A 14687-nucleotide genomic window follows, 5' to 3' on the forward strand; every position below is an offset into this window, starting at 1 on the left:
ACTCGTTCATGTCACACACGACGGCGAAGGAGGCTGCCCGGTGCTGGCTGTGGCTGTGGGGGATCCGGTCCGATGAGCGATGCCGAGGACGACGCGCGGAAGATCGACAGGGGGCGCCCCCACCCGGGTTGTCCGGTCCGCCGGGCGGACGACGGATCGTGGCAGGTGCACGGTTATACGGCCGCGCGATCGGTGCTGCGCAGTTCCGGGACCGTGCAGGCCGGGCTGGGCATCGAGACCGTGGAGAAACTGCCACCGAACGTCCGTCGCCCGGTGCTGTACCGGGACGGCCCCGAACACCGGGAACACCGGCGGCAGACCGCGCGCTTCTTCACCCCGCGCCGGGTGGACGAGCACTACCGCGAGCTCATGGAGCGCATCGCGGAGCAGCAGTTGGAGACGCTGCGTACGAAGGGCGAGACACAACTGGCCGACCTGGGCTTCGGCATGGCCATCGGAGTGGTGAGCGAGATCGTCGGCCTGCGGTACAGCAGGCCGGGCATCCGCCGACGACTGGAGCGCTTCTTCCCGGAGAAGTTCGGTGAACCGGGTCTGACCAGTGCGCGGGGCATCTACTGGTTCTTCCGGCAGAACACCAACTGGCTCCGTATCTACCTCGCCGACGTCCGCCCCGCCATCCGCGCGCACCGGCGCCGCGCACACGATGATCTGATCTCGCATCTGATCGACGAGGGCTGCACGGACGCCGAGATCCTCGGCGAGTGCCTCACCTTCGCCGCCGCCGGAATGGTCACCACGCGGGAGTTCATCTCCGTGGCCGCGTGGCACCTGTTCAGCGACGCGGAGCTGCTCGGACGTTACCGGGCCGCGGACGAGGCAGGACGCCTCGCTGTCCTCCACGAGATCCTGCGGCTGGAGCCCGTGGTCGGCAGGCTGCGCCGCCGGGCAACGGCCGAACTGCGGGTGCCTTCGGCCGACGGGCCCGTTCTCGTGCGGCCCGGCGAGTTCGTCGACATCTTCCTCGACGACGCCAACACCGATGCGGACGTGGTGGGTTACCGGCCATTGCGGGTCCAGCCGGGCCGAGACCTGGCGGAGGGCCCCGGCGCGGCGGGTCTGTCCTTCGGCGACGGCGCGCACCGTTGTCCCGGGGCGGTCGTCGCGATCCAGGAGGCCGACATCCTTCTCACTCGTCTCTTCGCTCTGGACGGCGTCCGGATGACGGCGCACCCACGTATCTCCTTCAAGGACGACATCGGGGGTTACGAGATCCGCGGCCTGACGGTGGCGCTGGGCGGGGCCTGACCCGGGCCTGACCGGGGTCAGCGCGTCTTGGCGAAGAACTCGCGTACGTCGCCGACGAGGAGGTCCGGTGCCTCCGTGGCGAGGAAGTGTCCGCCGGGGTCGAGTTCGGTCCACCGGACGACGTAGTGGTCGCGCTCGGCCCGGCGGCGGACGGTCACGTCGTGGGTGGAGGAGCATGGGCGCGATGCCCGAACTGCCGCTTGCCTTCCACATGTTCCGTAACCGCGCGATCACTGCACTGTCCGGCCGGTGGGGTGGAGAAACCGAAACCCGGCAGTGACGGCACGACCAGGTGGAAGGCGACCGCCGGGTCATCGCCGTGGGCGCGGGGATCGACGCACTACGGGCCGGGTAGTCGCTCGCTCTTCCGGTCCGGTCTCACGGGGCGCCCGGGCTCAGGGTCACGTCAGGAGCTCGTCAGGATGACGAGTTGCCGGGTGGCCCGGGTCATCGCGACATAGCGGTCGACGGCTCCTTCGACGCCCTCACCGAACTCCTCCGGGTCGACGAGGACGACCAGGTCGAACTCAAGCCCCTTCGACAGCTCCGGGGTCAGCGACCGGACGCGGGACGTCGTCCGGAACGTGGGATCGCCGATCACGCAGGCGATACCGTCGGCATGTTCGGCGAGCCAGGCGTCGAGGATCGAGCTCAGATCCGAAGTGGATCCGTGTACGACGGGGATCTCGCCGCTGCGGATGGAGGTCGGCACGTTGGCGTCCGGGAGCACGGCCCTGATGACCGGTTCGGCTTCCGCCATGATCTCTTCCGGCGTCCGGTAGTTGATGGTCAGGGAGGCCAGGTTGATCCGGTCGAGCCCGATCCGATCGAGCCGTTCCTGCCACGACTCCGTGAACCCGTGCCTGGCCTGGGCTCGGTCCCCGACGATGGTGAAACTTCGGGACGGGCACCGGAGCAGCAGCATCTGCCACTCCGCGTCGGTCAGTTCCTGGGCCTCGTCCACGACGATGTGAGCGAACGGACCGGCGAGAAGGTCCGGATCGAGGACGGACAGTTCCGACTCGTCCACGAGGCTGACCTTGGCGTCCTCGCCACGCAGCATCCTCACCAGGCCTTCGCCCTCGTCACCGTCGGCGCCGGAGTCGGCTGCGGCCTGGATGAGGTTGTCGACGACCTGCGTCATGCGTGCGCGCTGGGCGGCGAGGACGGCCTCGTGCCGGCGCTTGCGCCGTGCCGCCTCCGGGTCGCCGAGCCGCTGCCGTGCCGCGTCCAGGAGCGGCAGGTCGGACACAGTCCAGGCCTGGGGGTCCGCGCGCTGGAGCCGCTGAACGTCGTCGCGGCTGAGCCAGGGAGCGCACATCCGCAGGTAGGCGGGGACCGACCACAGGTCGCCGACGAGGTCGGCCGCTTCCAGTAGCGGCCACGCGCGGTTGAAGGCCGTGAGCAGCTCCCTGTTCTGCGTCAGCGATCTGCGGAGCAGGTCGGCCGAGACGTCGCCGTCGACCGCCGCGGCGTCGTCGTCGTGCTTGTCCACCAGGATCGTGAGCAGTTCCTCCCAGACCTGGTCGCGCGCCTCGTTGTGCGGAGTACCGGGTTCCGCCGCTTCGAAGGCGATGGCCCAGTCGTCGGCGCTCAGCCGGATGTCGGACCAGTGGGTGGTGATCGCCATCGACTCGGTGGGCGGCTCCTCGTAGAACCTGACGGCCTTCTCGATCGCCTTCACGAGGTCCGCGGACGACTTCAGGCGGGCCACGTCCGGGTCGGCCTCGACCGTCGCCTCGGCTCCCTCGGCGACGAGGTCCCGCAGGGTGCAGATCTGCACGCCCTCCTCTCCGAGGCTGGGGAGGACGTCGGCGACGTAGGCCAGGTAGGGCCGGTGCGGACCGACGAACAGCACGCCGCCCCGGCGGTGACCGAGACGGGGATCGGAGTGGAGGAGGTAGGCGGAGCGGTGCAGAGCGACGACGGTCTTGCCCGTACCCGGACCGCCGTCGACGACGAGAGCGCCGCGGGATCCCGCGCGGATGATGGCGTCCTGGTCGGCCTGGATGGTGCCGAGCACGTCTCGCATCCGCGGTGACCGGTCGCTGCCCAGGCTGGCGATGAAGGCGGACTGGTCGTCCAGCGCGGCGTGCGCGGTGAACCCGTCCGAGGTGAACACCTCGTCCCAGTAGTCGCTGATCCGGCCATCGGTCCAGCGGTACCTGCGGCGGCTCGCCAGACCCATCGGGTTGGCGTGGGTGGCTCCGAAGAACGGCTCGGCCGCCGGGGAGCGCCAGTCGACCAGCAGCCGACGCCCCGCACTGTCCGTGAGGCCGAGTCGTCCGACATACACGGGCTCGGAGTCGTCTGCGCCCACCATGTGGCCGAGGCACAGGTCCAGACCGAAGCGACGCAGTGTGCGCAGGCGAGCGGTCAGCCGGTGGATCTCCGAGTCCCGGTCCATCGCCTGCTGGCCCATGCCGCCGGGCGCCCTGCGCTGGGCGTCGAGGCGGTCGGACAGTTCGGCGATCGTCTGCGCGAGGCACTCCGCGATGGCCGTGAAGTGCTGCTCGTCGTCGGCGATCAGCTTCGGTTCGGCCTTGGGGGCGAGGCGGTCGGGAAGAGCGAACGCGCTGGTGGTCAGGGGTTCCATGTCATCAGTTCCGATCTGAGGCCGCTCGCGGTCATGGCGTGCGGCACGGCGTCCGGACCGGCGTGCCGAGCCCGGGGGCCACGACGGGCGACGCTCCGCCTGACGTGGCCCCCGGGCCGTTGTCGGTTCAGATCGCCAGGGTGTACGGGTTCTCGTGTTCCGGGTACTGGCTCGACGGTCCTACGTGACTCACGCGGGCACTGGCGGCCTTTCGCGGCTGATCTCGGACAGCAGTTGCGCGGCCACCGTCGCCCCGTCGGTGCGGACCATGCCGGCCACGGCGGTCGCGCGTGCGCGGGTCTCGGGGGTCAAAGCCGTCCTGAGTCCGGCCGACAGGGACTCGAAAGTCGGCGTCGGACCGTCGTGTGCCGCGCCGATGCCCAGGTCGGCCACCCGGCCGGCCCAGTACGGCTGGTCCGTGCCCTGGGGTACCACCACCTGGGACGCGCCGGCCCGGGTCGCCGTCGTCGTGGTGCCCGCCCCGCCGTGGTGCACGACGGCGGCCACCCGGCTGAACAGCGCCTGCTGGTTGACCTCGCCGACGGCGAAGCAGTCGTCCCGGTCGTCGATCAGGGCCAGGTCGGCCCAGCCGCGGGCGACGACCGCGCGGCGGCCCTGCGCGCGAACCGCCTCGATGGCCACCCGGGCGACGTCCGTCGAGGTGTGCATGGGCATGCTGCCGAAGCCCACGTACACCGGTGGTGTGCCGGCGTCCAGGAACGCCACCAACTCGGCCGGGAGCGGCTGAACGTCGGGCAGGATCCATGCGCCGGTCTGGACGACGTCGAAGTCCGGCGTCTCCTGGCACGGGTCCAGCACCGGGTCCGTCGCCAGCCACGGCCGGTCGCCGATGACGTAGTCGCGGACGTTGTCCACCGGTGGCAGGCCGTTCGCCGCTCGGTTCGTGTTGAGCGCCGCACCGAACAGCGCGTTGATGCTCTGGGCGTCCAGGTCCCACAGCACCCGGTTGTCGGTCACCTCCGGCGGGAACGGCCGGCCCGGATACGCCAACGGCGCGTGGTGCGGCGACGGCAGGGTGAGCTGCTGGAAGGTCACGGACACGGAGGGGATGCCCAGCTTCTCGGCCACCGATCGCGCGCCGGCTGCGGCCGGCATCAGGCCGGTCGCCACCAGCACATCGCATCCCTCGGCCGCCGCGGTGACCGCGTCGAACTGGTGGGCGATCAGCTGGGCCGCGCGCTCGGGCAGGGACGACGGCGGCGGCGCCGCGGTCGTCAGTGCGCGCGCCGACGGGCCGACCGGCACCAGCGGCACGCCGACCCCGGCCAACCGCTGCGCGAAGTCCTCGTCCGGTGGCGCGCACACCCGCACCTCCGCACCGAGTGCCCGCAACCGCTCGGCGAGTCCCGCCAGCGGTTCGACGTCCCCGCGCGACCCATACGTCGACAGCACCACACGCACTTCGCAACACCCGTTTCCGTAGGTTGTGGCTTCGGCCGGTGATTCTGCGGCACGACCCGGGTCTTGCGGCAAGCCCCCCAGTGCGCTATAAGTTGAGAGTGGCAAGGAATGGGTGTTCTCCTTGCCCTCTTTTTTTGCCCTGTTGCGCCCTGTTGTGTCCGCTGTGGACGGGCAGCCCTCCCGGGCAGCGGCAGCGCGCCGCGAACTCAGCTCCTCAGTTTCTGCGCCGTCTTCCGCCGTCAGTCGAAGCACAGGGGCAGCGCGGTCAGGCCACGGAGCAGCGTGCTGGTTCGCCAGGTGAGTGCCGTCGGGTCGGTGGCGAGCGTGAGCGTGGGGCGGTGGGCCAGGAGCAGGCGCAGGGCCACGGTCGCTTCGACGCGGGCCAGGGGCGCGCCGAGGCAGTGGTGAAGGCCGTGCCCGAATCCGAGGTGTGCCGGTCCCTCGCGCCGTATGTCGAAACGGTCGGGCTCGGGGAAGTGCAGGGGGTCGCGGGAAGCCGCGGCGAGCGAGATCAGCACGGGGTCGCCTGCCGGTATGCGCGTGCCCGCGAGGTCCAGCGCTTCGGCCGCGAAACGGAACGCGGTCGCGTTGACGGGTGAGTTGTAGCGCAGCGACTCCTCGACCGCGGCCGCCGTGAGGCCCGGATCGGCGCGGAGGAGGGCGAACTGGTCGGGGTGGGCCAGCAGGGCGTGAACGGTTGAGGAGATCAGGTTGACCGTCGTCTCGTGGCCGGCGACGAGGATGAGGAAGGCCATGCCGAGCAGTTCCTCGGCGGTGAGGTGCGCGGGAGCCGGGTGGGCCGTCCCGTCGTGAAGCGCGGGGTCGCGGGGCGCGCCGTCGTGGGGTGCGTCGTCGTGGGGTGCGTCGTCGTGGGGTGCGTCGTCGTGGGGTGCGTCGTCGTGGGGTGCGCGGGCGCCGGCGTCGGCCGCGTTTTCCCCGGCAGCCGCGACGAGACCGCCGAGCAGGTCGGCGTCCGGCGCTCCCGGGTCACGTACGACCGCGTCGCGCTTGGCCTCGATGAGGTCGGTCAGGTAGGCCGTCAGGGCTGCCGCTGCCGAGGTCGCCGCCTCTGGCGAGGTGGGCATGACGAGTTCGTTGGACCAGGTGTGGAAGCGGGCACGATCAGGGTCGGGGACCCCCAGCACGTCGCAGATCACGGTGACCGGCAGCGGTAGCGCGTACCGGCTCACCAGGTCCACCGGCCCGCGTTCCGGGAGCGCGTCGAGCAGTTCACCGGCCACGGATTCGATCCGCGGGCGCAGCGCGGCGATCCGTCCAGCGGTGAAGTGCGCCGCGACGAGACGTCGCAGCCGGGTGTGCTGCGGCGGGTCGGTCTGGAGCATGTTGCGCCCGATGGCGTGGCCGCCGTCGCTGCGCCAGGACGCCGAGTGCCGGATGTCGTTGCGCAGGCGCGGGTCGGTCAGTGCGGCGCGGGCCGCGCCACGCGTGACGACCAGCCAGCACTCACCGCTTCCGGGTACGAGGACGCGGTGTACGGGACCTTTGGCGCGCAGGGCGGCGTAGACGGGATACGGGTCCGCGGCCAGGTCGTGGCCCTCGGGGGCCAGGTCCCGCAGGGTGGGCGCTGTCATGCTGCTTCCCTTTCGGTGCCGGTCTCTCGGTTGGCGGGATACCGGAAGGCTGTGCCGATGGCCGTGACGGCGTCGACGGCCATGGTCCGCGGCGCGTGCCCAGCCCCGGCGACAGGGTCACCGCAGGCTCCCCCCGAAAAACGGGGAGCACTCCCCACTTCATGTCCTGACGATAGCATCTCTTCCGGGGAGCACTCCCCGATGACAGGGAGAGCTTCCCGGCAGGACGGAGGGCGAGAATGACGGTCGGCGCCAGCAGTGCCAACGCCGCGAGGACGCCGGGGCGGCGGCGTGACGCGCGGCGCAACCGGGAGCTGTTGATCGAGGCGGCACACGAGGTGTTCTCCGAGCAGGGGCTCGAAGCACCGCTGGACGTGATCGCCCGCCGGGCGGGGATCGGCAACGCCACTCTGTACCGGCACTTCCCCAGCCGCCCGGCCCTCGTCGACGCCGTGTTCCGCGACGTACTGACGGACACCATGACCGTCGGTGAGGAAGCACGGGCCGTCGAGGACGCCTGGGCGGGCCTGACCGGCTACCTGGAGGCGGTCTTCTCGGTCCTGGCCGCCGACCGCGGCACGAACGACCTGATGACCACGCACCTGGAGGGCGTCGACGCACTGCAGTCGGTGCACGCCCACAACCGGGAGACGATCGAGCTGTTGCTGAGCCGTGGCCGCGACCAGGGGACCGTCCGCGCGGACGTCACCACGGAGGACGTCCTGTTCTCCCTTGCCGCTCTCGGCCGGGCTGTCCCGGCCCTCGCCTCGGCGGCCGCCCCGGACGCCTGGCGACGCCCCCTCACTCTGCTCCTCGACGGGCTGCGCGCCTCGCCGGCCGCGTCCCCTCTCCCCTCCCCTTCGCTCACCGCTCCCCAACTCGGCGATGTCCTGCGAGGGTTGGGCCCACACCGCGCACCCCGTGGGCCGGTGGCAGGTCCGGTCTGAGGACGGAGAGCACCCGTCGCGGACCTCCCGCGTGCGCAATCCCGGCCGAGGTAGGAGCGTGGTGGTGTGAGTCGGGTGCGTATCGAGCGGTTGCGCCGGGACCCGGACCGGGACCGGGACCGGCGGAGCTGGTTGCGCGGCGCCGCGCCGCCGCCGATATGGGTGCGGGTGCTGCCGGTCGCCCTGCTGGGGGTCGTGTGCGCGGCCACGCTGTCGAGCCGCGAACCGCTCGACATCGGGTTCCTGCTCGGTGCCATCCCTCCGCTGGCCGTGCTGTCGTACGGGCCCGCGGCCACCGCGATCCTCGGCGCCCTGGTGATCGGCCTGTTCCACGTTCCCGCCCTGCAACTGAACCGCCCGGGCAACAGCGATCTACTGACCCTCATCTTTGTCGCCGTGCTGAGCGTGTTCGTGGCCTTCGTGCGCAGCCACCGCGACGCCCAGCTGGTCACCGTGCGCACGGTCGCCGAGGCCGCCCAGCGGGCCGTCGTGCCGCCGCTGCCGGAGCGGGTGGGACCGGTGCGGTGTGCGGGCCTGTATCGGGCGGCGCAGCGCGGGACACTCGTCGGCGGCGACTTCTTCGACGTGCGCGACGGACCGTACGGTGTCCGGGCGGTGATGGGTGATGTCCAGGGGCACGGCCTGTCCGCCGTCGCCACGGTCGCGTCACTGCTGGGGGCGTTCCGGGAGTCGGTCCTCGACCAACGTGACCTGGAGTCGGTCGCGGCCCACCTGGACCGCAGGCTGGTGGTGGACTCCGCGGCCGTACAGCACGCCGAGCTGTTCGCGACGGGCATGCTGCTCGAATTCTCCGCCGACGCCCACACGGTACGGATCGTGGCCTGCGGTCACCCACCGCCGCTGCTGATGCGCGACGGGCACGCCACCGAGCTGGCGGTCGCACCGGGGCTGCCGTTCGGGCTCGGCCTGGGCGACGGCCCCCCGGCGGAGGAGCTCTCGGTGGAACTGCGGCCCGGTGACCGTCTGTTCCTGGCCTCCGACGGAGTCCTGGAGGCCAGGGACGAGAGCGGTGCGTTCTATCCCTTGGTCGACCGGATCGCCTCCCTCGACGATGGGGACCCGGCGACGCTGACCGAGCACGTCTGGGCCGATCTGGTCCGTCATTGCGGCGTCATCCGGGACGACGCGACGATGCTCGTCCTCACGCCGGACCACGCGGGCCCCGCGGGCCCCGAGGACCTCACGAACGGCCACTGATCACACCAGGCACGGCCACGAAGCGGCGCAACGGGTCAACGGGTCAGCGGGTCAGCGGGTCGAGCGCATGAGTCGGCCACCCCTGCGGAGAACACGTCCGGCATCAGCCCCTTCACGCCCCATCCGTCACTCCAGCATCCCGGACACCATGGGGGCGGTAACGGGTGATGCTGTCGAGACCGTTGACATGTACGCAGCTCGACGACAATCTGAGAGCGCTCTCAACAGGTACGGACCAACCCCCCACTACGGCTCTCGTACAGGAGGCGGAGAGTGCAGATCGGACGACACAAGCACCGGACCCTGGCCATCACCGCGGCGATCGGCATGGCCCTCACGCTGGCCCTCGGCACACCCGGGACGGGGCCACCGGCCCATGCCGCGGTCCCCGACACCATCCCCCTGAAGATCACCAACAGTTCGGGCCGGAGCGAACCGGTCTACGTTTACAACCTCGGCACCCAACTCTCGACCGGCAAGCAGGGCTGGGCCGACGCGAACGGGGTGTTCCACGCGTGGCCCGCCGGCGGCAACCCGCCCACGCCGGCACCGGACGCCTCGATCACCGGTCCGGCCGCAGGGCAGTCGACGACGATCCAGGTGCCCAAGTTCTCGGGGCGGATCTACTTCTCGTACGGGCGGAAACTCGACTTCAGGCTGACGACCGGCGGACTCGTGCAGCCGGCCGTGCAGAACCCGAGCGACCCGAACCGCGACATCCTCTTCAACTGGTCCGAGTACACCCTCAACGACTCGGGGCTGTGGCTCAACAGCACCCAGGTCGACATGGTCTCCGCGCCCTACGCGGTCGGCGTGCAGCGCGCCGACGGCAGCACGGCCACCACGGGCCATCTCAAGCCGGGCGGCTACAACGGCTTCTTCAACGCGCTGCGGAGCCAGCAGGGCGGCTGGGGCAACCTGATCCAGACCCGCTCCGACGGCACTGTCCTGCGCGCACTCTCCCCGCTCTACGGGCTGGAGACCGGCGCCCTCCCGAGGGCCGTGATGGACGACTACATCAACCGTGTCTGGCAGAAGTACGCCACGACGACGCTGACGGTCACGCCGTTCACCGACCAGCCCGGCACGAAGTACTCCGGCCGGGTGTCGGGCGACGTCATGAACTTCACCAACGGTGCCGGAGCCGTGGTCACCACCTTCCAGAAGCCCGACGCGGACAGCGTCTTCGGCTGCCACAAGCTGCTCGACGCCCCGAACGACGCGGTGCGCGGCCCGATCTCCCGCACCCTGTGCGCGGGCTTCAACCGCTCCACCCTCCTCACCAACCCCAACCAGCCCGACGCCACCTCGGCCGACTTCTACAAGGACGGGGTGACCAACCACTACGCCCGCGCGATCCACGCCCAGATGGCCGACGGCAAGGCGTACGCCTTCGCCTTCGACGACGTCGGCAACCACGAGTCGCTCGTGCACGACGGCAGCCCGCGGGAGGCGTACCTCACGCTGGACCCGCTGAACTGAGTACCCTCCATGGCATGCGGATCTCCGTTTCCTCGGACATGGACGAACCCGTGGCGCGCCTCCTGCTCGCAGAACTGCGGGGGCGCGGCCACGAGGTGGTGGCGCACGGGGCGCTGAGCCCCGGCGACGACCCCCAGTGGGCGGCCTGCTCGGAGGCGGCCGCCCGCGAGGTCGCTTCCGGCACGTCGGACCAGGCGGTTGTGTGCTGCTGGACCGGCACGGGCGCGTCGATCGCCGCGAACAAGGTGCCGGGGGTCCGGGCGGCCCTGTGCACGGACGCGTACACGGCGGACGGCGCACGCCGCTGGAACGACGCCAATGTGCTCGCGCTCAGCCTGCGGCTGACCTCCGAGCCGCTGCTCAAGGAGATCCTCGACGCCTGGTTCGCCGCCGAGGCCAGTGAGGACGCCGACGACCGGGCGAACGTGGACCGCGTCGGACGCCTGGACACCCCCCGGACCGCTCCCTAGACGGCGAGGGCCGCCGCGTCGAAGCCGGCGTCCGTGAGGACCGCGGCCGCCGCTCCGCGCCCGACCTGGGCGAGGCCGACGAGCAGGTCGTCGCAGTCGATGAGGTCGGAACCCCCTGCTCCGGAGCGCGCTTCCGCGAGGGTGATCGCCTTGCGGGAGTACGGCGTCCACGCGATCCGCTCGGCCGCCTGGGAGGCGCCCATGCTCAGCCGGGCGGCCACGGCCTCGTGGACGCGCTCGGGTGGGACTCCGGCGTCCCGCAGAAGCCGGGTGGCGCTGTTGTCCTCCACCGTGAGCCCCCACAGGAGGTGCTCGGTGCCGATGTAGTTGTTCCGGTTCTGCACGGCCGCCCGCTTGACGTGCGCCATCGCCGCGCGGAGGGCTTCCGTCATCGTGTCGGGGCTGTAGCGCTTGTGGGGGGCGTGGAAACGCTGCTGCACGGCCTGCCGGGTCACTCCGAGGGCCGCGCCGATGTCCGTCCAGGAACAGCCGTGCATACGGCAGTGCTCGACGTAGTCCTCGACCAAGTCGTCCGCCAGTGACTGGAGTTGGCCCGATATCTGCGCGGCCGCCGTCAACAGGGCAAGCCAGTCGGGTTGTTCCTGTCCGCCGGGGCGGTGCGCCGTGGCGCAGGTCCGGTCCACTTCGGCGATGAGATCGTCAAGATCCGGGAGAGGCATAACGCAAGTACGCCTTGACAGTTCGGAATTGTCAAGGTGCACTTGCCTTCACCGCAGACCTCCGTCGGGGTGCTTCAGGGCTTGTGGGCCACTCCCCCGTACACGTCCGTCGGCGTCGGGCTCGTACCGGACTCCGGGCGCCACAGGGGGCAGGAGACGATGCCGGGGTCGAGGAGCTCCAGGCCCTCGTAGTACGCGGCGAGCTGCGCCGGGCTGCGCAGGACGTACGGGACGGCGCCGGTGTCGTCGTAGCCGTCCTGGGCGCGCTTCAGTTCCTCGTCGGTGTCCGTGCTGTCGTAGTGCACGAAGTAGCTGCCCGAGGGAAGCGCCGCCTGGAGGCGGCTGACGATCGACTTGGCCTTCTCGTAGTCCTGGATGTGACCGAGGATGCCCATGAGCATCAGGGCGACGGGCTTGCCGAAGTCCAGGATCCTGCCCGCCGATTCGAGGATGGCCTCCGGGTCGTGCAGGTCGGCGTCGACGTAGTCGGTGACGCCCTCGGGGGTGCTGGTGAGCAGGGCCTGGGCGTGGCGCAGGACGAGGGGGTCGTTGTCGACGTAGACGATGCGGGAATCGGGGGCGGCCTTCTGGGCGACCTCGTGGGTGTTGTCGTACGTGGGCAGGCCGGTGCCGATGTCGAGGAACTGGCGGATGCCCCGTTCGCGGGCCACGAAGGTGACCGTGCGGATCAGATAGGTGCGCGAGGCCCTGGCCATCGTTTCGATGTTGGGGGCGATCTCGCGGTAGGCGTCACCCGCGACGCGGTCGACCTCGTAGTTGTCCTTGCCGCCCATCCAGTAGTTCCAGATGCGGGCCGAGTGCGGCACCGTGGTGTCGATCTTCGACAGGGCTTCCTGGTCGGGGGTGGGGCGGCCGTCTGTCATGGGGAGTCTCCTGCCTCGCATCGCGGTCGTCGCCAACTTACCGTCAACTGTCGTGCGTCTCCTGGCGGTTGGTACTCCTGGGCAGGGCGGGCACGGATGGGGCGCGCCGGCCGGCTCGACGGCGCCGCTTCCGACGTCCAGCGTCACCACGGGCACATGCTGGGCGAGGGTCAGGAACACGCGGGCGTACGCCGCCGTCGCGTCGGCCCTCTCCGCGCCGTGCCGCTGCTCGCACCCGGCGGGCGGCGACGCCGTGAGGTGGAGCATCGCTCCGTCGCGCTCGGCCACGGCCTCGGCGAAGTCGAGGGCCTGGATCCAGGTCACCCGGGAGTTTCCCCGGCGCAACGGTCCGTAGACGAGTTCCCTGATGATGCTGCCGTCGATGACGAGCCGGCCCGGAGCGGCGAGGAGTTCGCGGTAGGGCAGGGCCGGATCGAGGTGGTGCAGGGTCGCCGGCATGCGACGGACCAGGAAGCCGAGGCGGGCGAGCTCGGCGACGAGGGCGTCCCTGCGGGTGCCTTCGTGTCCCTCGACGATCACGGTCCGGTACTGGGTGAGGAGGGGAGGCAGGGTCATCCCCGTCCCTCGGGCGAGCCATCGGGAGAGCCAGGGGTGCGAACTCGCCCGCCGAGCGGCACCGCTCGTCTCCGGTCGCGAGGCGACGTACGCATGCCGCTCCCTTCGAGTGATGCGGGGCGGAGGGCAACTCTCCCAGTGTGGGAGGCGCTTCCGTACCAGGGGGAGTGCGCGGGCGGGTTGTCCGGTTGTGCGGGCGTAGTGGCTTCGACGGCCGTTTCGACGCCCGCACCGGACTGGGTCAGGCGATCAGGAAGTCCGCCTGGCCCGCCTTCGCTCCCTCCAGGAACGAGATCATCTCGTCCCGCGAGTAGACCAGCGCGGGGCCGGTCGGGTCCGTGGACTGCCGGAAGGCGACGCTGCCGTCGGGCAGTCGCTTGGCCTCGACGCAGGAACCACCGTTCGTGCCGCTCCAGGGCTTGTGCCAGCCCTCCGTGCCGAGGTCGCGGGCGGGCATGCCGTTGTAGATGGGGCCGTCGGTTGCCATGTCACAGCTCCTTACGCAGTGCTGCCAGGATGTCCCTGGTACGGGAGACCGGTTCCGCCTGCACGGACATCCGGTCCAGTACTTCCAGGTAGGTGACGACGTCGGCGGGCTGGTCGACGTACTGGGAGCCCGCGAGGCTTTCGGTGTAGACGATGTCCGGGAGTTCGGAGAACCCGAACCGGAAGTAGTGGAAGGGGCCGAAGGCTCCCGGATGGGGTCCTGCGGCGAAGCGCATGATCTGGATCCTGACCCTCGGGCTCGCAAGCATCTCGGTCATGCGGTCGATCTGGGCCCGCATCACCTCGGGGCCGCCGACGGGCCGGCGCAGCACCGTCTCGTCGAGGATGGCCCAGATGGCGGGTGCCTCCGGTTTGGCCAGCAGGTCCTGGCGCCGCAGGCGCAGCGAGACCCGGCGTGCGATGTCCTCCTCGGTCGCGTTGGGGAAGCCGACGCGCATGAGCGCGGCGGCGTAGTCCGGGGTCTGCAACAGGCCGGGGACGTACTGGGGTTCGTAGAGCCGGATGACCGCGGCTTCGCTCTCCAGGCTGACGTAGGCGCTGAACCATTCCGGCAGTACGTCGCGGTACTTGTACCACCAGCCGGGCTGGTTGGCCTCGCGGGCGAGGGAGACGAAGTCCTCGATCTCCGTGGCGGAGACCCCGTAGGTGCGCAGCAACTCCTTCACGTAGGGGATGCGGAGTCCGACCTCGGCCTTCTCCATGCGTCGGACCGTCAGGGCGGTGACCTCGATGACCCGTGCCGCCTCCTCGAAGGACACTCCGGCCTGTTCACGCAGCTGCCTGAGCCGCTTGCCGAGCACCATGCGCAGGACGGTGGGGGCCGCCGGGGCGCCGCCTCCTGAGCGGGTCTCACTCACGTGCTGCCTCCCAGGACGGGATTCACAGCGTGCAGTGTGCCACGCCATCCGTTGACACCGACAGGTCCTTGCGGTTCATTCTGAAATTATCAGAACGCTGGTTGCGAGCTGAGTCTGTCGGCCACCATAGTGATCGAGTGACCTGGCGCACATGCGCGGCAGTGTCATTCGAACTCGTCCGGCCCGCCCG

At 70.6% G+C, this 14687-nt stretch carries 13 protein-coding genes; 5 read left to right on the forward strand and 8 right to left on the reverse strand.

Translation table 11 applies throughout. The features are described 5' to 3' along the window. Positions 1-72: 72 nt before the first annotated feature. The gene (locus FPZ41_RS05420; RefSeq protein ID WP_152859654.1) at positions 73-1266 is read left to right on the forward strand and encodes a cytochrome P450; all 1194 of its coding nucleotides are present in this window, start codon (positions 73-75) and stop codon (positions 1264-1266) included. Positions 1267-1283: 17 nt separating this feature from the next. Here the strand turns inward: FPZ41_RS05420 and FPZ41_RS05425 are convergent, their stop codons facing one another. From FPZ41_RS05425 to FPZ41_RS05440, 4 genes are all read right to left on the reverse strand, one after another. Further along, positions 1284-1424, reverse strand: a complete 141-nt coding sequence (locus tag FPZ41_RS05425) for a hypothetical protein (protein ID WP_322619851.1) — start codon at positions 1422-1424, stop codon at positions 1284-1286. 248 nt (positions 1425-1672) lie between these two features. Beyond that, positions 1673-3862, reverse strand: a complete 2190-nt coding sequence (helR, locus tag FPZ41_RS05430; protein WP_152859656.1) for an RNA polymerase recycling motor ATPase HelR — start codon at positions 3860-3862, stop codon at positions 1673-1675. Positions 3863-4051: 189 nt separating this feature from the next. Continuing rightward, positions 4052-5284, reverse strand: a complete 1233-nt coding sequence (locus FPZ41_RS05435; protein WP_322619852.1) for a glycosyltransferase — start codon at positions 5282-5284, stop codon at positions 4052-4054. 239 nt (positions 5285-5523) lie between these two features. Next, positions 5524-6876: a cytochrome P450 family protein gene (locus tag FPZ41_RS05440; RefSeq protein ID WP_152859658.1), complete on the reverse strand. Its 1353-nt coding sequence runs from the start codon at positions 6874-6876 to the stop codon at positions 5524-5526. Positions 6877-7115: 239 nt separating this feature from the next. On the opposite strand from FPZ41_RS05440, the gene FPZ41_RS05445 reads away from it, so the two are divergent. The 4 genes from FPZ41_RS05445 (at position 7116) to FPZ41_RS05460 (ending at position 10993) form a co-directional block, all read left to right on the forward strand. Continuing rightward, a complete protein-coding gene (locus FPZ41_RS05445; protein WP_152859660.1) occupies positions 7116-7823 on the forward strand; it encodes a TetR/AcrR family transcriptional regulator in 708 nt (235 codons plus the stop codon). A gap of 66 nt (positions 7824-7889) precedes the next feature. Then, positions 7890-9041: a PP2C family protein-serine/threonine phosphatase gene (locus FPZ41_RS05450; RefSeq protein ID WP_322619853.1), complete on the forward strand. Its 1152-nt coding sequence runs from the start codon at positions 7890-7892 to the stop codon at positions 9039-9041. A gap of 327 nt (positions 9042-9368) precedes the next feature. Further along, complete coding sequence (locus FPZ41_RS05455) at positions 9369-10523, forward strand: glycoside hydrolase family 64 protein (protein ID WP_152859746.1); 1155 nt, start codon at positions 9369-9371, stop codon at positions 10521-10523. A gap of 14 nt (positions 10524-10537) precedes the next feature. After that, positions 10538-10993, forward strand: a complete 456-nt coding sequence (locus FPZ41_RS05460) for an RpiB/LacA/LacB family sugar-phosphate isomerase (protein ID WP_152859663.1) — start codon at positions 10538-10540, stop codon at positions 10991-10993. On the opposite strand, the gene FPZ41_RS05465 is transcribed toward FPZ41_RS05460, so the two are convergent. From FPZ41_RS05465 to FPZ41_RS05480, 4 genes are all read right to left on the reverse strand, one after another. Next, a complete protein-coding gene (locus FPZ41_RS05465; RefSeq protein ID WP_152859665.1) occupies positions 10990-11673 on the reverse strand; it encodes a Clp protease N-terminal domain-containing protein in 684 nt (227 codons plus the stop codon). The two genes, FPZ41_RS05460 and FPZ41_RS05465, sit on opposite strands and share 4 nt — an antisense overlap. Positions 11674-11747: 74 nt before the next feature. Beyond that, positions 11748-12557, reverse strand: coding sequence for an SAM-dependent methyltransferase (locus FPZ41_RS05470; RefSeq protein WP_152859748.1), 810 nt, complete (start codon positions 12555-12557; stop codon positions 11748-11750). An 817-nt stretch (positions 12558-13374) separates the two neighbouring features. After that, positions 13375-13620 carry a DUF397 domain-containing protein gene (locus tag FPZ41_RS05475; RefSeq protein ID WP_131561118.1) on the reverse strand — a complete coding sequence of 82 codons (246 nt, stop codon included), beginning with the start codon at positions 13618-13620 and terminating at the stop codon, positions 13375-13377. A 1-nt stretch (position 13621) separates the two neighbouring features. Then, positions 13622-14443 (reverse strand): helix-turn-helix domain-containing protein, encoded by an 822-nt coding sequence (locus tag FPZ41_RS05480; protein WP_152859750.1) that lies wholly within the window; start codon positions 14441-14443, stop codon positions 13622-13624. Positions 14444-14687: the final 244 nt, after the last annotated feature.

The sequence above is a fragment of the Streptomyces acidicola genome (assembly GCF_009377235.1).
Lineage (GTDB): Bacteria > Actinomycetota > Actinomycetes > Streptomycetales > Streptomycetaceae > Streptomyces > Streptomyces acidicola.